Below are 18,762 nucleotides of genomic sequence, written 5' to 3'. Positions count from 1 at the left end.
GCAGGGATTTTTTTGTTGCTGTGCGGCGTGAACGTCTCGGTTTACTGGTCTAACCCTCCCGAAAATGCAATACGTTATAACAATGAACGACAAGCTGCCTGAAGCATCGCGCGAAAAAGAGACAACCTTTTGCTTAGGACCATCCATCACGCGCCCGGCAGCAGAGGGGGATGATTTATGCTGCACATAGTTGCTTGTATCAAACAGGTGCCGGACACCAAGATCATCAAAATGAATCCGAAAACCAACACGATGGACCGAGCGAGCGCACCTGCAATCCTCAATCCATACGATGCTCATGCAGTTGAGGAGGCTGTCCGTCTCAAGCAGAGATATGGGGGCATCGTCTCTGTTGTTACGATGGGACCTCCACCTGCTGTAAAGGCAATCAGAAAATGCGTGGAGATCGGAGCGGACGAAGGATACCTGGTCACGGATCGGGCGTTTGCAGGAGCCGACACGTTGGCTACCAGCTACGCAATCACCATGGCAATCAAAAAAATCGCGGAGACACAACCAGTGGATCTGGTCATCTGTGGAAAAATGACGATTGACGGGGATACAGGCCAGGTAGGTCCGGGTATCGCCAGACGATTGGACATTCCACCGCTGACCAGCGTGAAAAAGGTAGTGGAAGTCAATAAAGAGCAAGGCTACGCAATCGTTCATCGCAAGCTCGAGGATGGCTACGAGGTCATCCAGTCATCCTTGCCCTGCCTGTTTTCTGTTGAAAAAGAAATAAATGAAGTCCCATACTCGCCGCTGCCCAATATGCTGCGAGCAGCCCGGTATAATCCGATTGTCTGGTCTGTTAACGATTTGGGAGATATTGATCGAACCCTGCTCGGATTAAAAGGCTCACCTACGATCGTGGCAAAGGTATGGCCGCCGGAAAAGCCAAAGGGCGGCGAAATGCTACAGGGATCTTCCCAAGAACAGGTGACAAACCTGATGGACATTTTGCGAGAAAAAAGGGGATTGTTTCGGGTGAAGGAGGGGCAAGTATGAATCTGGATGAGTATAGGGGCATATGGGTGTATGTAGAAGTGCGCGACGGTCAGATCGCACCTGTCTCTCTGGAGCTGTTGGGTGCAGGACGACAGATGGCAGATAAGCGGGGAGTTCCGCTCGCTGGTCTCATGATTGGAAAAGGCATTCGTCCGCTTGCCGAAGCTCTTTTTCCGTACGGAGCCGATCAGGTTTATGTGTACGATAACCGGATATTCAGTGATTATCGGACGGAATCGTATATGCGTGCAGTGATCGAGTGCGTCGAGAAGCATAAGCCTGAAATCATTTTGTACGGGGCGACATCTACTGGAAAAGATTTGGCGAGTGCTGTAGCGACCGATTTGGAGACGGGATTGACGGCAGATACGACGATGCTCGATGTCAACGCTGAGACAGGGCTTCTCGAAGCGAGCCGTCCTGCTTTTGGCGGAAATATTATGGCTACGATTTTATGCAAGAAGCATCGGCCACAGATGGCGACTGTACGCCCAAAAGTCATGAAAGCGCTTGAGCCGGACGAGACGCGAACGGGAGAAATTATCGACGAGCATATAAGCCTGAATGAAGAAGATATTCGAACAAAGGTACTGAAAATCGTTCGTGAGACAAAAGAAAAAGTGCGGCTTGATGAAGCAGATGTGATCGTAGCAGGTGGCAAAGGATTGGGAAGCAAGGAAGGCTTTGCGTTGATTCACCGCTTTGCTGTAAAAATCGGAGCGACGGTAGGGGCCAGCAGAGACGCCGTGGAAGCCGGATGGATCGATCATGAGCATCAGGTAGGACAGACAGGAGTGACGGTCACGCCGAAAATTTACTTCGCCATTGGTATATCCGGTGCGATTCAGCATCTGGTCGGCATGCGCAATTCCGGATTAATTATCGCCATCAATAAGGACCCGGACGCACTGATTTTCCAATCATGCCACTATGGGATTGTTGGGGATGCCTTTGAAATCATTCCGATGTTGATGGAAGCATTCCAAGAGGAGCCGGACAAGGAGGTTTCGTATGGCTGAAAAATTTGACGTAATCGTAGTCGGAGCAGGTCCGGCCGGTACAGCCTGTGCATACACGTTGGCAAAAGCAGGAGTGAACGTCCTGTTGATGGAAAGGGGAGAGTACCCTGGCTCCAAAAATGTAATGGGTGGTGTCTTGTACCGTAAGACGTTGGAGGATATCATTCCAGGTTTCTATAAGGAGGCTCCCGTAGAACGTCCGATCGTCGAGCAGCGCTTCATGATGCTCGATAAGGACTCAGCGCTTAATTTTAGCTACAAAGGAATGGAGTGGGCACAGGAGCCGTATAACAACTTTACCGTCCTGCGCGCGAAGTTTGACCAATGGTTTGCCGATAAAGCTGTTCAGCAAGGTGCCCTGTTGCTCAACGAGACGGTAGCATTGGAATGCATTCAGGAAAATGGAAAAGTAGTCGGGATTCGAACAGACCGTCCTGATGGAGATGTCTATGCTGATGTCGTTGTTCTGGCGGATGGGGTCAACTCTTTGTTGGGAAAATCACTTGGCTTTCACAAGGAATTTCGTCCTGACGAGGTAGCGCTTGCCGTCATGGAAGTACTCAAGCTCGATCGGAAAATTATTGAGGACCGATTTAATCTGGAAGGCGATCACGGCTGTACGATTGAGATATTCGGTGATTCGACAAAGGGCATATTGGGTACCGCCTGGCTGTATACGAACAAGGACAGTCTGAATATCGGAGTTGGGACGATGCTGTCAGGATTGATCAAAAACAAGCTCAAGCCTTATGAGCTGTTGGATTATGTCAAGAATCACCCGATGATCCGTCCTTATATTCAAGGGTGTGAGCAGCAGGAGTATTTGGCTCATCTCATACCAGAGGGAGGCTATCGCTCCATGCCAAAGGTTGTAGGCAACGGGGTTATAGTCATCGGGGATGCTGCGCAGCTGGTCAACGCTATTCATCGGGAAGGCTCAAACATGGCGATGGCATCCGGTGTACTCGCTGCCGAAACGATTATGCAGGCGAGAGAGGCAGAGGACTACTCAGAAAAAATGCTTGATTCGTATAGGGTGAAGCTTTTAGATAGCTTCGTCGGGCAGGATTTGAAAAAATACAAGGACGCTACTCATCACTTCGAAAAATACCCGCAATATTTCGAGAAGTATATCCCTATGATGAACAAGGCAGCCAGCCAAATGTTTACGATTGATGGAACCTCCAAGTGGAGCAAGCAGAAAAAAATCTGGCAAGATCTCGGTTCTGCCAAAGACAAATGGAAAATGGCACGCGATCTGATGAATGCGTGGAGGGTGATGAAGTGATGCAGGAACTACCAAAAGGGCAGTCGATTGAAGAAAAGCAGTATCTTGTGCGCTTCAAAGCAGATACGCAGTCACATCTGCATGTGTTAAGTGCTGATGTTTGTGCATCGCAATGCCCGGATAAGCTATGCACTATCTTTTGCCCAGCCGAAGTGTACAAATGGGAAGAGGTCAGGATGCATGTGGGGTACGAGGGCTGTCACGAGTGTGGGAGCTGTCGCATCGGGTGTCCTTACGAAAATATTAAATGGGAATACCCAAAAGGCGGTCATGGCATCATCTTTAGACTCGGGTAAAGGGACGCGATGCGATGTGATACAGATTGGGGATATGGTCGTGTACGTAAAGGATGGAGCCAGGGGGATCGTGATCGGATTAGAGGGAGAGAAATACCACATTAAGTGGGAGGATGACTTTGTTAGCTGGGAAGAAAGAGAATGGCTGCGTCTTGGATCGATGGAAAAGACAGAACAGCGGGAATAAGCTCCCGCTGTTTTTGGTTTGGCTTTTAACGTATAGGAATTGATTAGCGTGACACTTATGAATTCCGGAGCGCATGACAACTTTCCGCTAAACGCGGTCGCTCCTCCTTGAGGAAGCCTCGATAGAGGTTATCTTATGACGCGCGTACCTATATGAGCTGAAAGGGAAGCACGAATGCCTGCTTTCCCGAAATACGATAGCAGCAAAGCTCAGGTCGGTTTGAGGAGAGAGAGAGGATCAGATAGGCTGCTTCTGGATAGTACGCATAGGCAATATCCTCTGTAGATGGAATGGGCGGCGCAGTAGGATGAGAGTGATAAATACCCACTAATGCTTCGCCTTTTAAGGATATTTTTTGCAGTACCTTTTGAAGTTGTCGCGTATCCATGGCAAAAGCGACCGGGCTCTTTTCCGTATTTTCCATTCGCCAGATGGTTTCTGCTCTCCCGTCTCTACCCGAGAGCAATCCGCATGCTTCGTTTGGTCTCTCTTCCTTGCAATGTCTAACCATTTCTTCCCATATTGGGCGAGCTATAAGAAACGGTTCTCCTTGAAAATGACTAGCCCTGCCAGCGCCTGCCGCAGCAGCCTCCTTTGGTTTTGGGTTGCGCCAGTGGTTTAACGTTGTTTACTGGGCTTTGTTTTGGCAAAGGTGAAGCGGGCATGCCCATCGGGTTTTGCATGGGTCGAACGGGACGTTGCTGGCGCTGATTGTAAAGCGCACGGAGTTGCTCTGGTGTCATGATCTTCCTCCCCTTTCTTAACTGTAATATGTTGTATTCAGTATTCCAGTTTGGGGGAACGGCATTTGCACATTATCCCTGTCATTTGAATGGGTTGAATGTGTTCTTGTTTTGTGTAAAGGGTGGCATCTGATAGGGAGTTTGAGGGGATGGCGACATTTTGATTGGGGAGGAAGCCGGACCATTTCCCGTTGATTGTGGAGGAGCAGCGAATTGGCTGAGCGTTTTATTTGTGCGTGCTTCCTTTTGAGTGTAGCTTTTAATAGCTTGTCTGTAAGTCTCCTCCCTTTCCTGAAGGTCCTTCACCATACTCTTGAGTCCAGCAACCGTCTTTTTCAATACTAGCTCCTGATCGGATACTTGCTGAAGCTCTTTTTCCTTGTCTTTTAGCTGCTGCTGGTATAGCTCGCTTTGTTTGTTGGCTTGGTCTAGCAATCGATTCCATTTTTCTTCCTGTGCATCTTTTTGAGTGTCGTGTTCGAGATTTTTGAGCTGTTGTTCGAGCTGGGTTACTTTCTGGTTGGCACCAGATAATTGTTCTTGAATCGTTTCAGCTTTCTGTTTTGCTTCAGCCAGCTGTATATTCAAGCTCTTCTCCAGTCGTTTTAGACTGTCAAGCTCTTCGTCGCGAGCATGGAGAGATGTCTCCCAAGTTTGATAAGCGAGCGCGAATTTCTCGTTGGCTTCGGAAAGTTGTTCAGTCAGAGTTTGCTCGAGGGCACGAGCGTCTTCTAACTGTTGGTTCCGAGCTTCGAGAGCGGCGTTCCATTCCTGCTGAGCAAGTTCCAATTTCTCGTTGGCTTCGGCCAGCTGTTCGGTCAGAGTTTGCTCGGCGATGCGAACGTCTTCTAGCTGTTGGCCCCGAGCTTCGAGAGCGGCGTTCCACTCCTGCTGAGCCAGTTCGAATTTCTCGTTGGCTTCGGCAAGCTGTTCGGTCAGAGTTTGCTCAAGGTCACGAGCGTCTTCTAGCTCTTGATTGTGCGCTTGGAGAGTAGCGTCCCACTCCTGCTGAGCCAGTTCGAATTTCTCGTTGGCTTCGGCAAGCTGCTCAGTCAGAGTTTGCTCAAGGTCACGAGCGTCTTCTAGCTCTTGATTGTGTGCTTGGAGAGTAGCGTCCCACTCCTGCTGAGCCAGTTCCAATTTCTCGTTGGCTTCGGCCAGCTGTTCGGTCAGAGTTTGCTCGGCGATGCGAACGTCTTCTAGCTGTTGGTCCCGAGCTTCGAGAGCGGCGTTCCACTCCTGCTGAGCCAGTTCGAATTTCTCGTTGGCTTCGGCAAGCTGTTCGGTCAGAGTTTGCTCAAGGTCACGAGCGTCTTCTAGTTCTTGATTGTGTGCTTGGAGAGTAGCGTCCCACTCCTGCTGAGCCAGTTCGAATTTCTCGTTGGCTTCGGCTAGCTGTTCGGTCAGAGTTTGCTCGGCGCTGCGAACGTCTTCTAGCTGTTGGTCCCGAGCTTTGAGAGCGGCGGTCCATTCCTGCTGAGCCAGTTCGAATTTCTCATTGGCTTCGGCTAGCTGTTCGGTCAGAGTTTGCTCAAGGTCACGAGCGTCTTCTAGCTCTTGATTGTGTGCTTGGAGAGTAGCGTCCCATTCCTGCTGAGCCAGTTCGAATTTCTCGTTGGCTTCGGCTAGCTGTTCGGTCAGAGTTTGCTCGGAGCTGCGAACGTCTTCTAGCTGTTGGTCCCGAGCTTCGAGAGCGGCGTTCCACTCCTGCTGAGCCAGTTCGAATTTCTCGTTGGCTTCGGCCAGTTGTTCCGTGAGAGACTGCTCGGAGGTTCGGAAGGCTTCTAGTTCTTGATTATAGGCTTGGAAAGAAGTCTCCCAATCCTCCTGAGCAAGCGCGAGCTTCTCGTTAGCCTCAGTCAGCTTTGCTGTCAGGCTTTGTACCAAATCGCGAAGGTCATCCAGTTCTTGGTCACGGGTATGAAGCGCAGCGTCCCAATCCTCCTGAGCAAGCGCGAGCTTCTCGTTAGCCTCAGTCAGCTTTACTGTCAGGCTTTGTACCAAGTCGCTCAGATCATCCAGTTCTTGGTCACGAGTATGAAGGGTCGCGTCCCAATCCTGTTGAGCAAGTACGAGCTTCTCGTTAGCCTCGGCCAGCTGAGCAGTCAAGCTTTGTACCAGGTCGCGCAAATCCTCCAGCTCTTGATTACGAATCTGGAGTTCAGCGTCCCAATTTTGCTGAGCGAGTTCAAGCTTCTCATTGGCTTCGGCAAGCTGGGTAGTCAGGCTTTCTTCCAGAGCACGTAGATTCTCCAGCTCTTGATCACGGATGCGGAGATCGGCGTCCCAACTCTCCTGAGCAAGTGCGAGCTTCTCATTGGCCTTAGTAAGCTGTGCCATGAGGCTTTGCTCGGAAATACGTGTTTTGACAAGCTGCTCTGTCAGGCATAGCTCGGTTGTGCGCAGGTGATCCAATTCCTGGTCACGAGCTTGCAGCGTTTCATTCCATTCCTTCTGAGCGAGCTCAAACAGTCTCGTTGTTTCAGCTAGCTGTGTGGCAAGGCTTTGCTCTGCGGTACGTACATTTTCAAGCTCTTGATGATTATTTTGAAGAGTCTGGTGCAAGTCATGCCTCGCAAGCTCAAGCTTTTGGTTTGCCTCATCTAATTGAATGGTGAGATTTCTTTCAGTAATTCGAATGCTTTCCAGCTCTTCGTTGCTCACTTCGGCCGCTTTTTTCCATTTTTCCTCTTGTTGTGCCGATTGCTTGATGACTTCTTCCAGTTCGCTTCGCTCCTGGATATAGAGAGTCTCTTTTTGCTGTGCAGCACTTAGCTGATGATACACCTCAGTCAATTGTGTATCAGTTTCCCCGAGCTTTTGTTGCAATTCTTCCATTAGAAGATCTTTATTTTTGTTGGCTTCGTGTGCTTCCTCTAATTCGGCAATGATTCCTTCCTGATCAGTCACGAGCTGGATCAAGACGGATTCTTTTTGCTTCGCGTCCTCCAGGCGTTGGGTGGCATCCTGCAACAGCTTGCTCCAATATTCTTCGGCAGGCGGGATGGATTCCAGGTGCTGCTGCAGCTCTGTATAGGCTTCATTCCATTGTTTTTCTTTTTGTGCGTATTCGCTCAGTTGATGACGGAGCGATTTGAGGTCAGTGTTCCAGTCCGATTCCTGTGCTTGGTAGCTGGAGATGACCGAATCCTTGTGCTGGAGACTTTGATCGGACTCGCAGAGCCGTTTGCGATAGTCTTCCCTCTCGCGTTCGAGCTGTTCTCTCACTTGTCGCAAGCTTGCTTCAAGCTGTTCCTGCTGGCTCAAAAACTCGGCTTGCTGCTTTGCACTCAACGCTTCTTCGGACTTTTTCAGCTTTTTTTCTTCTTTCAATTCTTCTTTTAAATCATCGATCGCATCTTTCCATTTGGCCTCGCGCTCTTTGTACGAAGCGATGGTTTTTTCACGTTGCTCGAGCAGGCTTTTTTGCTGCTCAACCTTTTTCTCCCATTCACTGATCACGGCTTGCGTACGGTCTAGTGTTTCCATCCAATGATGTTCCTTGCTCTTCAGCTCGGATACAGTGGAGCGGAGCTCTTCTATTAGTTCGTTTTGTGTCTGTTCTCTTGCTCGATACGTATCCAATTGTTCATTCAGCTCTTGGGCCATCATACTGAATTGGGTAGCTTTTTCCTCGTAGTAATACGCTTGCTTTTTTAGCAAAAGGAGCTTTTCATTTCCCGTTTTCCCTTTGCTCGTGCTGGAGGTCTTTTTCTTTAGCACAGTGTTGTCCTCCTTATGACGTATGGCTTTCCTAATAGTCATATGTAACGGATAGGGAAGGGTGCATGTATCCCGGAATTGGACAGGGAAAAGAGAAACGGGAGAAGCCATGGTTCTTCTCCCGTTGGAAAACAGCTTGCTGTATGCGGATTAAGGGGTGGTAATAACGATATCTCCGAAGGTGATGCAATCGCGAACGAGTAATTGTTCGTCCGGTACGACTGTGATCGTAGCAGTGAAGACGAGAACGCCACTTTGATCGGTGAGCGTCAGGATGATGATGTCTGGCAGGCCGAGACCTGTTTCAGCCAGCGTGAGCGAGTAGGTCAACGTATCTTGTGCACCGGAGGAAGTGAATGTTCTGACACCCGTTCCGGTTACTGACAGTCCTGTCAAAATAGCGAGACCTGGAAGGACGGTAATGCACGTAGGAGAACTGATCGAAGTAGGCGAGAAGCTGAAGCTTTGATCGCCTGCAGGAATATCTGGCAAAACATTGTCAAAGAAGTTAAAGGTAAACGAGCTGCTGGACGGATCGCAGCTTGGGCAGATATCTGCGATGAGCTGGATAGTACCGATTGCGAGTGTAAGTGGAATACCGAGGGATATGGAAACGTTCGGTACCAAAGCGTTGACGGACGCCTGACAATCGCAGTTGCGTACTGGGAAGATTGGTGGGCATTGTGGCGGGAATACGATTGGTGGGCAACGGAAAGAAGGAGTCGGCGATGGTACAGGGATGGTGTTTGGACGTGGCGAGCAGAATTTAGCCAGTACTTCCAGTTTGACTTCTGCTTCTACCTGGATTTCGACGCAAACAATGACATCCAGTTGAACCATTCCACCAAGCAGGACGCTTCCAGTCGGATTGCACTCAATGGCGCTGATCCGGCAAACGATGTTGTCCTCATCAAGTGGTTCAGGCAGGCACAGTACGACTTCTTGGTCAAACTGAACAGTCGTAGTAAAGGTGCAGAGAGGAGTGCCATCTGCAAATACAGTCAGCTGAACAGTTGCACTGAAGACGAAATGAACGACACCTACGCGAACAGTGGTTCCACCAACAACGATGGTTTCACGACGAATCCCTACAACACTGCAAGTAGGTGCAGGTGTAACAGGCTCTACGCAGGAAAAGCTGATATCTTGCCCGGCACGAATAGCTGCGTCTACCAGTGCTCGACAATCGTCGGGAATGGCAATCTTGTTCCGGTAGCTGTTAGCGAGAACAACCCAGTCGTACACCTTGTTGACGCGAATGCACTCTTCCTGCAGGTTATTGGATATAGGAGGAGTTGCGGTTGGCGTCGGTGTAGGGAGCTGGCGACCCATAATGGGCTTCACGATATGGTTCACCGTAAGAATCCTTCCTTTCCTAGGGGATTTGCTTTGCAGTTACATACTATGTGGGCAATGGGAAATTTGCTTGTCAACGAATGCCCATTTTTAGGTAGGAGTAGCGTTAAAAGGGAATTTGAAACCGCTGGAAGAACCAGTTGTCGTCAAACTTCCTTTGCGAAAGATAGCGCAGACGCTGCGTTGCACCGCCAAAAGTGAGTACTTCATCCTCAATTTCTTCGGATTGAGCATAGACGATGAGCTTTTTGCTCGCTTCAATCCGAGCCTCGCTAAAATGACTATAGGCCATGCGCAGCATGTTGTAATACACGTGCTCATGGACGACGGTGTATGGATGTGATTGTCTGAACAGATGCAGTATTTTAACAGATGGTTGAACAAAACACGTATAACCGAACAGCCACATTTTTATGGAGAATTCGATATCTTCAAATCCCCAAACGCGAAAGCCGCGATCAAACCCGCCTACTTTGGTAAAAACCTCTTTGGACACAATAAAACAACCCCCCGGCAAAATGGCTACAGGAGAAGGGCGGTGAGGATTTGGATTCCAGACGACCCCGAGCTTTTGGTCCAGCTTTTGCCCGTAGCCAATTTTGTGCGGCTCTGTCATCGAGGCGATTCCAGGAGCTACCCCATCTGCTTTTTTGCTTAGAATCAGCTCCAGCATCCGGTCAATCCAAAAGTTCTCGAATGTCAGGTGAGCATCGCAAAATACGAGGTAGGTGCCCTGCGCATGATCGGCGCCCAAATTTCGTGCTGCTGCCGCCCCGATTCCCTCGGTTGTAATCAGCTTGATTTGGGGTGTTTTCATTTGATGCTGTAAAAAGTAACAGCAGTTATCGGTAGATGCATCATCCACCACGATCACTTCATATGAATAATTGGTTCGTGTATTAAAAAGGGAAGTTATCGTGGAGCGCACATTGTCTCCTTCGTTTTTTACAGGAATGATAATCGAGATCAATGGCGTTTGTTCGGCGGACATATGACCACTCCTTTCTTGATGCCATGGTATGCTGCGCGCAGTTCTGTGGAACGCAGTAGGGCAAAATTGCTCACTTAAAACACTGGGCATTCATACAATGTTGACGGATATAAGTATGTGAGTGCCGTGAAGGAGTGAGCGGGATGGATGTGGAGGTATATTACAGCGGGCAGCGTGGTGGGACCATGCCGTACGCGGCTCTGCCTGCTTTTCGATTGTTCTGCAAGCAAAATGGGTTTCAATTAAAGTGGGATTCGAAGAACAGACGGATCGATCTGGATTCAGGCTTAAAGGGAAAGGTTTGCGTACTCTTCACAGGGAAGAGCACGACCGAGACATCGTACGAGTGGGATGTGCTTGGGCGTGTGCAAAAGTTTGTTTCCGATTATGGAATGGAAGTAGTGCTGGCTCAAAACAATGTTGCTCTTGCGAAAAATACGGATATTGCCATTCGTTTCAGCATAAAGGAGCTGCGTCTGCTGGAAAAACCGAGACTGGTACTGTTCCAGGCAGAGGATGAAAAGCGTCGAGAGCTGATTAGATGCCTGCAAGCCGAATTGAAGCAGACCGGAATTCCGTGCCACGTAAAAGGTGGGAAAGAGGCTAAGCCGACTAGTGCGATCGTTCATTTACAGCTCCAGATTCCGAAGCATACTGAAATTTTCAAGCGAAAGGCGTACGGTGAAAAGATTGCCTTTTATTTGGCTTCCGGTATCCTCGGCTACTTGCAGGAAGGCATGCAGATTCAACCACTGGCGTATTTGCCACCAAATCTGTTGCGGGTGTTTTTTGGGAGTGTACTGGCAAACACGCAGATAGCACATGAGCAAACAGACCTCGAAAAACAATTGGCACAGCCACTGGCTAGTGGAGTAGAGGATGAGAGAGAAGATTCCGAAGAGCTGGAGCTGCAAGAAGAGTATGGGCAGTTTATCGAGCCGGAAGCAGAGGTGGCAGAGGAAATAGTGGAGGAAGCTGATTCGAATGATGAAGCAGATCTCCATGCAGATAATGAAAACGAGCCGGAACTCGAGTATGAGCAAGCGCCATATGGAGAAATGGAATCAAGGGACGTTGGCACACAGCCAGTGGAACCGATCCAAGCAGTCTCTGTAGTGGAGGTTGTACAAGAAGCGGTTGAAACAGCCGAAACGGTCGAGGTCGAACAGCCCATACAGCTCGAACACCCATTACAAACCGATTTAGTTCAACCGATAGAAATAGAAACAAGGCTAGAGGCTGAAGTGTTTTTTGACTATACACTGATTCATTCAGATTCAGAGGAGAAGCCGTATTTGTTAATTGGTACCCTCCAGGTAAAAAACACGGGAACAGAGGAGTTGTACAACCCAATTATTTGTTTGAGGGTGACCCCGGCAGACTCCATTAAAATGGGTGGTCAAATCCTTCCTCCCAAGCTGGTTGAAACAATGGCCGTACAAGGAATGAACGGACTAAAGGGCTGGAGATATTTAGAGGATGACTGGTTTACTCAGGCGATGGAGCGAGGAGAGTACTGGATTGCTCCGATCGCACCTGTAAGCATTGCTCCCAAAGCCACCGAGTCTTTTCAAAACTTTCAAATCTCATTTTTGAAGCAGGATGCAGGGAAGGCTGTGATCGTGGAAGGGGTCGTGGTTTGTAACGATCAGGAGGTTCAATTTTCCGCGAATAACCGCATTGCCGTCTCGTTTTAGCAAGTAAATCCGTGAGGGACTTATTGAATCGGAGAAAAAAAGCCACCATTTCCATCGAAATGATGGCTTTTACGTTCCGAGGCTATTTTTTCAGGAACATCTGCACGAATGTTTTTCCGTGTGGGCCGCCGTTCACTACAGCAATCCCCACGTAATCATACGCAGAGCTCATAATATTGGCTTTGTGTCCCGAAGAATTCATAAACATTTGATGAGCGCCACTTACGGATGGATTCTGAGCAATGTTTTCAGCAGCAGCTCGGTAGTTGATGCCAAAGCTTTCCATCATTTGAAACGGCGAGCCATACGTAGGAGAGGTGTGGCTGAAGTACCCTTTATCGACCATCTCCTGTGCCTTCACACGTGCTACTTTCACTAATTGCATGTCGACCTGATACGGCGAAAGTCCGCTGTTGGCACGCTCCTTGTTCACGAGCTGGACCATTTCCTTTTCGTCAGCAGTCAATTCAGAAGGCAACGGAACGCTTGGATTTACCGTTCCTGTTCCTGTGCCAGGCTTTTGCGGCTGATCAGGATTGGAAGGAGTAACAGGTGGCAATGGATCAGGCTTCGTTTGCCCATTGTTATTCTTGTATTGCGTCTGGATCGCACTGTACGTTTTTGCGTCTGCTTCGCCAGTCAAGGTCTGCTTGTTCCGCGACTGGAATAGCATCACATTAAAACGAGTGGAATCATCATACGTGCCATTCACTGTTATTTTATAGCCGAGGGCAGCAAGCATTTTTTGAAGCTCTTTGACTCCCTCTCCGCTAGATCCGAGTTTCAGTGTTCCCGTTTGATCGGCTGGTTTTGACGGAGTTTCCGGTTTTGTTTGCGGCTTTGTTTGCGGCTTTTTGTTCAGGGAAACATAAGCCGTTTTCATTTTATCGTACGTGGCTTTGTTTACAATCCCTGTTTGCTTTAGCTTGTACTTCTTTTGGAACTGCTTGACGTTGTAGGCAGTGTAGCTGTTATAGAGTTTGTCTACCTTTAATTTGTGATCAAATTTCAAAGCATCGAGCATCTTTTCCACTTCTAAAACCCGTGCGTTATTCATCCCTTTTTTCAAAGGGGTAAAAGTCGATTTCGCAAAGGCAGGTTGTCCGATCATGGTGACGGAGACGGACAGGGAAAGGATAGCGGCAATCTTCTTCATGCTGCGATTCATGTCATCACGCCTTTCTCTGGTTTGTCGCTCCTTGTAATGGTACTAAAATGCCAGTGGAATAAAAAAGCTCAAAATATTGGAAAGAGGTGGAGAAGAGGTGTTTGATCTCTCCTGGATCGACATGGTTATCCTTGTGCTGGCAAGCTTTCGACTTACCCATCTGATCGTCTTTGATGAGATTACTTCTTTTTTGCGCGAGCCCTTTATAAAGGTCACGTATGTCACCGATTCGTCGGGTCAAGTCGTTCGTGATTTCCAATTCAAAGGGGGAGCGGTGCGCCAATGGATCGGAAAGCTACTTAGCTGCCATTGGTGTGTCGGGATTTGGATCGGAGTGCTCATTGTTGCGCTGTACATGTATGTACCAGCCGCCTATCCGGTCCTGCTTATTTTGGCGATAGCGGGAGCGGCGGCTGTAATCGAAACGAGGCTGTATATGTGATGACAAAATCAGCTACGTGAAAAGGTATGGTAGACGATAAACTCATCGTGTGAAAGCGGGATCACTTCATCAGCCCTGTAACCGCCTACGAGCTTGTTGTGGATTTGTGGCGGAGTAGCAGGGCCAATACTGGAGGAAGCAATATCGACCCGATGAATATGTGTCCGTGGATCGAGCGGGACTTCAATGGCGAAAATGGGCTTTTCGACTGTAAATGATTTAGCCATGACGCCGTTTACCAAAGCAGTCAGGGTGAACGGTTTTGTCACTTTGGCTGTAGGACCAGGAACAGAGCCTTTCAGCAACAGAATGTGTGACGGGTTGCTGGGATCAGATTCTAGCATTACCCGCAGGACAGGCGGTGCCCACAAGTCGGGAAAGCGGTTCATGCTTGTGATTCTCGCTGAGTTGGAAGGGAAGGTCTTGTACTGCTTTAATAATTCAATCACGCCCAAACCGCGATATTGGGATACATGGGACACCCATCCACTAGGTATACTCAAATAATGCTTCGCTAACGATTTAAACACTTCTGGAATCCCGATCGAGTGCCACTGGGTCATGGATTTGCAAGTGGCATGAATGCGAGCATTTGCAAAATACTCAGGTATAAAGCCGATTTGATGAAATTTGGCAATCCGCATCCACAGCTCATAGTCCATACAAAAGTAAAGCTTTTCATCCACACCACCCATTTGTGCGATCACATGACTGCGAATAAAGGCGGCAGGCTGACAGACACAGCATGTATAAAATAACTGTTTGGCATCTGCGTGATCGGAAGGAAACGTATTTACTGCTTGGCTATGTTCATTGACGACCTGACATTTGCCATGAACCATACCCCAATTCGGGTTTTGCAAAAAGGCTTGCACAGCTTTGCGAATCGCACCTGGCAAATAGGTATCATCGGAGTTCAGCCAGCCAATGATGGATCCTTGCGCTCTGGAAAAACCTTTGTTAAGCGCGTGGGATTGTCCGCGGTCTGGCTCAGAGATATAGCGAAAACGGCTGTCTGCTTGAGCGTACTCCTGTAAAATAGCGAGCGTATCATCTGTCGAGCCGCCATCTATGACAATCATCTCAATGTTGGTGTAATCCTGAAGTAGAACACTGTTAATCGTCTCGCGGATAAATCTTCCCTGGTTAAAGGAAGGCGTCACGATACTGACGAGAGGAAGCTGGGGGGTAGACATGTGTGCCACTCCTTTCAAAAATTTCCAAAGCCAAAAACGGCACGCCTGAAATAGGATATGTACAAGGAGAAGCATTGGTATCGGGATACATTTCTTATTTTGAATCCAATCAAAAGAGCAGCGTAAAGCAAAATAAAAAAAGAGTGCGGCCGCTCTAAGGAATGGCACCCACTCTGATATGAAAAGTGATACATGTTACAAGTAGTCTGGGACTAATCCTGGATTCCGATAAATCCGCAGTAATTCAGCATAAGAGTCCGCAGCAGTTTCCGGGCCGCTGATTGCCCTTGCCACCATGGTGACACGGCCGATCGGGTAGTTGTTTTTGGTGCCAGAGCTGATCGTTTGAATGGTGTGGGGAAGAGGTTCAAATAGTGTACTTGCAAGCATTTCCTTGAGACATTTTATCGAAGGCACCCAATACGTGGTGATATCATGATAAATCCGATTCATGCTTCCCGGAGGCCCGTTAAAGATCATTCTTGATTCTTTATCATCGAGGATACAAGCGGTTTCGAGGAGCAAGTGTCCACCCGTTTTGACGACGCTTCGTGCTTGCGAGATCGTCCACAATGGATCGCGCACGTGATAAAGCAGTCCGGTATGCTGGACGATGTCGAACAAGTTGTGGCGAATTTGCTGTGGAAACGGGAGTGGTGTGTTAAAGTCGTCCATCAACAACACCTTCAGGCCCTCCCAAAGTGTATAGGGAGAGATGTTGTATAGGGGAAGAACCTTACTGCCCAGTATATCTTTGCACAACTCAAAATTGGAGTAAAGGGGCTGCATGCAGTCCGTTGCTACAACAAGAGATGCCCCGAGCTGTTCTGCCTCAAAAGCCCACATGCCGTCAAAACTAGCGATGTCGAGGACGCGTTTTCCAGCATAATTCAAGTGCTGCCTCGATCTGCGAGTACTCTCCCACAGTGGTTCCAAAATCGCGAGACCTGGTGTAGATATACCTGGGCGAAGCGAGATTTTATGGTACCAGCTGCGTTTTCCGATCTCAGCTAAAATTTCACTGTCTGTCCATGTTCCTCCCACTGTTGTTCCCTCCTTTTTGAAAAGAGCGATCAAAAAATGTCATCACGCTATCTTTACGATATGTACACTTAGGTTCACGGGATACGGGGGAGAAGCCCCAAATTCACATAGATGAACAAAAATTTAGGCAGGAAGCCCACGACAGTTGGCCGTTTCCGAGCCTGCTTTTTGTGAATACGGTGAAAGGAAGAATGAATACCAAAGGAGGGGCGGAAGCGATGACCTTGCCTATCATATTCATGCACAGGGGAGATGACGATTATCTTACCTACAGCCTGCGGCAAGCCAAGTTAAGCAACCCCCATTCACCCGTCTACCTGCTCGGGAAAGTGACGAATCAAAAATTTGCGACGGCCGGAATCATCCACGAGCTGATGGATTACCATATGGTGACAGCCCAAAGCTTTGCCAAGGTTTATCAGCATATGCACGTGATGAGCTACGAATATAATCTTTTTTGCTTCCAGCGATGGTTCATATTGCGTGATTTCATGCGAAAGAGAGGCATGCAGAACTGCTTTTATGTCGATTCTGATGTGATGCTGTATACAAATGTTTCCAAACCAGAGTTTCGCCCATTTTCCATGGAATTTGCATGGACAAGTTTCGTAGGCATCGACACATTGGATCGTTTTTGCAACCTCATGATGAAGTACTTTGTCAATCCCTCGTTATTCCGTCAGCTCGTAAAAATAACGATCGAATATGATCAAGTCATAAACGGAGTTCCTCTCGTCTCTGACATGGTGCTCTGCTTGCTGTATTTTCGACACTACTCTGGGCAGACGCATACGCATGGGACATTCGGAGATTCCTTTTTCGATGAAAATATAAATCGGCCACTTTGGGCTGAAGCTCTTGCCAACAAGAAAAAAGTGTATGTGAATCAAGGAATCCTCTACTGCAAGGACCTGGCCAGCGGCTCGTACAAACGAATAAACTCCCTGCATTTTCAAGGATTAGAGTCAAAAAACTTCATGCACGATTTCTTGTTTTCCAACATTCCGCAAAGTACAGGCGCCCAGTATTACGATTATCTGACAGGACAATGGACACCTGTGGTGTAATGATTGTACATGTGTACCCCCGTTATGTAGTTAACGGGGGTTTTGCCTATGGAAGAAGTCGTAACAGTCGGGAGAATCGACCATTTTAGCGGGTAAAACGGTCATCGCTATTTCCGCTTTCATATGATGGTTCATGCATGAAGTATAACGGACAGAGGTGGCCTAGATGAAACTGGTATTGCTATCGGGCGGTTCAGGGAAAAGGTTGTGGCCGCTCTCCAACGATGTTCGCTCCAAGCAATTTTTAAAATTGATTAAGAGTCCAAACGGCGGTCCAGAATCGATGGTCCAGAGAATGTGGAGGCAGCTCGCTTCCAACCAGTGTCTGGATATGACCTTTATCTCGACAAGCCAATCACAAGTAGACCTGATATATAGTCAACTCGGAACGAATATACCACTCATACTGGAGCCGCAAAAACGGGATACATTTCCGGCAATTACGCTAGTAGCGAGCTATCTGCACAGTGTGAAAAAATTGGGCCCGGATGAGATTGTAACGGTTATGCCTGTCGACTCGTTTGTGGAGGATCATTTTTTCCAGAAGCTAAAGCAATTGGAGAAAGTGATCGAGGCTTCGGGTGCAGATTTGGCCTTAATGGGTGTGAAGCCTACGTACCCGTCAACCAAATACGGCTATATTGTGCCGGAGCCCGTAGCAGACGAATCTCAGCAATACCGAAAAGTAGCCCGATTTACGGAAAAACCAACGGAAGAACAGGCGAAAGGACTGCTGTCCAAGCAAGCTTTATGGAATTGTGGCGTCTTTGCTTTTCGTCTGGGCTATTTGCTGAAGGAGATGGACAAAAGAAACATTCCGATTGCTCATGACCAATTACTTCAAACATACACACAGCTGCCTAAAATAAGCTTTGACTACGAAGTGGTGGAGAAGGCAGAGCATGTCGTGGTCGTCCCATACGCAGGTGATTGGAAGGATTTAGGTACGTGGAATACGCTGACAGAGGAAATGAGCGAGCATTCTGTGGGACGCGTGCATCTGGAAGAGAGTGGCAATACGCATGTCATCAACGAGTTGGACCTGCCGATCGTGTCGATTGGGGTGTCAGATTTGGTAATTGCGGCTAGTCCAGATGGCATCTTGGTTTCTGCCAAGGAAAAAAGTCATGTCGTCAAGGATATCGCAAGGGACTGGAGTCAGCGTCCTATGTTTGAGGAGAGAAGATGGGGCTGGTACCATGTTTTGCAACTTCAGAGAATGAGTGAAAAAGTAGAGGTTTTGACGAAGCGGCTTCATATTCATGCCGGCAAAAATTTGAGCTACCAATACCATCACTATCGAAGCGAGGTGTGGATGGTCGTGGAGGGTGAAGGTGATTTTGTCCTGAATGACCGCTTATTTCGCATTCGCCCAGGGGATGTGTTAGAAATACCAGTGGGTGCCAAGCATGCCATCAAAGCAATCAGTGATTTGGATATCATCGAGGTGCAGATGGGCAGCAAGTTAATAGAAGAGGATATTGTTCGCATAGGCATGAGCTGGAACGACATTCTCGAAATGGTCAGTGAGTAGCAA

General features: G+C 48.3%; 17 protein-coding genes. 9 read left to right on the top strand and 8 right to left on the bottom strand.

Annotated features, from left to right (window positions below; genetic code table 11):
- Window positions 1-177 precede the first annotated feature (177 nt).
- The 5 genes from SB752_RS08835 to SB752_RS08815 are packed head-to-tail and all read left to right on the top strand — an operon-like array spanning window position 178 to window position 3,798.
- Window positions 178-1,008 (top strand): electron transfer flavoprotein subunit beta/FixA family protein, encoded by an 831-nt coding sequence (locus SB752_RS08835; protein WP_410715300.1) that lies wholly within the window; start codon window positions 178-180, stop codon window positions 1,006-1,008.
- Window positions 1,005-2,027, top strand: a complete 1,023-nt coding sequence (locus SB752_RS08830) for an electron transfer flavoprotein subunit alpha/FixB family protein (RefSeq protein WP_410715299.1) — start codon at window positions 1,005-1,007, stop codon at window positions 2,025-2,027. Before SB752_RS08835 ends, SB752_RS08830 begins: the two co-directional genes overlap by 4 nt.
- The gene (locus SB752_RS08825) at window positions 2,020-3,315 is read left to right on the top strand and encodes an FAD-dependent oxidoreductase (RefSeq protein ID WP_410715298.1); all 1,296 of its coding nucleotides are present in this window, start codon (window positions 2,020-2,022) and stop codon (window positions 3,313-3,315) included. The genes SB752_RS08830 and SB752_RS08825 overlap by 8 nt, the downstream gene beginning before the upstream one ends.
- The gene (locus SB752_RS08820) at window positions 3,315-3,611 is read left to right on the top strand and encodes a ferredoxin family protein (RefSeq protein ID WP_103110764.1); all 297 of its coding nucleotides are present in this window, start codon (window positions 3,315-3,317) and stop codon (window positions 3,609-3,611) included. Before SB752_RS08825 ends, SB752_RS08820 begins: the two co-directional genes overlap by 1 nt.
- The gene (locus SB752_RS08815) at window positions 3,496-3,798 is read left to right on the top strand and encodes a hypothetical protein (protein ID WP_410715470.1); all 303 of its coding nucleotides are present in this window, start codon (window positions 3,496-3,498) and stop codon (window positions 3,796-3,798) included. Before SB752_RS08820 ends, SB752_RS08815 begins: the two co-directional genes overlap by 116 nt.
- Before the next feature lie 148 nt (window positions 3,799-3,946).
- Here SB752_RS08815 and SB752_RS08810 read toward each other — a convergent pair whose 3' ends face one another.
- From SB752_RS08810 to SB752_RS08790, 5 genes are all read right to left on the bottom strand, one after another.
- The gene (locus tag SB752_RS08810) at window positions 3,947-4,321 is read right to left on the bottom strand and encodes a M67 family metallopeptidase (RefSeq protein WP_410715457.1); all 375 of its coding nucleotides are present in this window, start codon (window positions 4,319-4,321) and stop codon (window positions 3,947-3,949) included.
- 37 nt (window positions 4,322-4,358) lie between these two features.
- Window positions 4,359-4,541 carry a hypothetical protein gene (locus tag SB752_RS08805; protein WP_410715297.1) on the bottom strand — a complete coding sequence of 61 codons (183 nt, stop codon included), beginning with the start codon at window positions 4,539-4,541 and terminating at the stop codon, window positions 4,359-4,361.
- 81 nt (window positions 4,542-4,622) lie between these two features.
- Complete coding sequence (locus SB752_RS08800; RefSeq protein WP_410715296.1) at window positions 4,623-8,264, bottom strand: hypothetical protein; 3,642 nt, start codon at window positions 8,262-8,264, stop codon at window positions 4,623-4,625.
- 150 nt (window positions 8,265-8,414) lie between these two features.
- The gene (locus SB752_RS08795; protein ID WP_410715295.1) at window positions 8,415-9,620 is read right to left on the bottom strand and encodes a BMQ_0737 family morphogenetic spore coat protein; all 1,206 of its coding nucleotides are present in this window, start codon (window positions 9,618-9,620) and stop codon (window positions 8,415-8,417) included.
- Between the two features lie 106 nt (window positions 9,621-9,726).
- The gene (locus SB752_RS08790) at window positions 9,727-10,611 is read right to left on the bottom strand and encodes a glycosyltransferase family 2 protein (protein WP_410715294.1); all 885 of its coding nucleotides are present in this window, start codon (window positions 10,609-10,611) and stop codon (window positions 9,727-9,729) included.
- 143 nt (window positions 10,612-10,754) lie between these two features.
- Between SB752_RS08790 and SB752_RS08785 the strand changes: the two genes are divergently transcribed.
- Window positions 10,755-12,308, top strand: coding sequence for a hypothetical protein (locus SB752_RS08785; RefSeq protein ID WP_410715293.1), 1,554 nt, complete (start codon window positions 10,755-10,757; stop codon window positions 12,306-12,308).
- 82 nt (window positions 12,309-12,390) lie between these two features.
- Here the strand turns inward: SB752_RS08785 and SB752_RS08780 are convergent, their stop codons facing one another.
- Window positions 12,391-13,476 (bottom strand): peptidoglycan-binding protein, encoded by a 1,086-nt coding sequence (locus tag SB752_RS08780; protein ID WP_410715292.1) that lies wholly within the window; start codon window positions 13,474-13,476, stop codon window positions 12,391-12,393.
- 97 nt (window positions 13,477-13,573) lie between these two features.
- Between SB752_RS08780 and SB752_RS08775 the strand changes: the two genes are divergently transcribed.
- Entirely contained in the window at window positions 13,574-13,918 is a 345-nt protein-coding gene (locus tag SB752_RS08775; protein WP_410715291.1) for a DUF1360 domain-containing protein, read from the top strand.
- Between the two features lie 8 nt (window positions 13,919-13,926).
- Here SB752_RS08775 and SB752_RS08770 read toward each other — a convergent pair whose 3' ends face one another.
- Both SB752_RS08770 and SB752_RS08765 read right to left on the bottom strand, forming a co-directional pair.
- Entirely contained in the window at window positions 13,927-15,114 is a 1,188-nt protein-coding gene (locus SB752_RS08770; protein ID WP_410715290.1) for a glycosyltransferase family 2 protein, read from the bottom strand.
- A 195-nt stretch (window positions 15,115-15,309) separates the two neighbouring features.
- Entirely contained in the window at window positions 15,310-16,158 is an 849-nt protein-coding gene (locus SB752_RS08765; protein ID WP_410715289.1) for a DUF1698 domain-containing protein, read from the bottom strand.
- A 191-nt stretch (window positions 16,159-16,349) separates the two neighbouring features.
- Between SB752_RS08765 and SB752_RS08760 the strand changes: the two genes are divergently transcribed.
- Both SB752_RS08760 and SB752_RS08755 read left to right on the top strand, forming a co-directional pair.
- On the top strand, window positions 16,350-17,225 hold the full coding sequence (locus tag SB752_RS08760; RefSeq protein ID WP_410715288.1) for a hypothetical protein: 876 nt from the start codon (window positions 16,350-16,352) through the stop codon (window positions 17,223-17,225).
- A gap of 166 nt (window positions 17,226-17,391) precedes the next feature.
- On the top strand, window positions 17,392-18,759 hold the full coding sequence (locus SB752_RS08755) for a sugar phosphate nucleotidyltransferase (RefSeq protein ID WP_410715287.1): 1,368 nt from the start codon (window positions 17,392-17,394) through the stop codon (window positions 18,757-18,759).
- The last annotated feature ends 3 nt before the right edge of the window (window positions 18,760-18,762 follow it).

It is taken from the genome of Brevibacillus sp. SIMBA_040 (assembly GCF_046535075.1).
GTDB lineage: Bacteria > Bacillota > Bacilli > Brevibacillales > Brevibacillaceae > Brevibacillus.
This window is presented reverse-complemented; position numbering and strand designations above follow the sequence as displayed.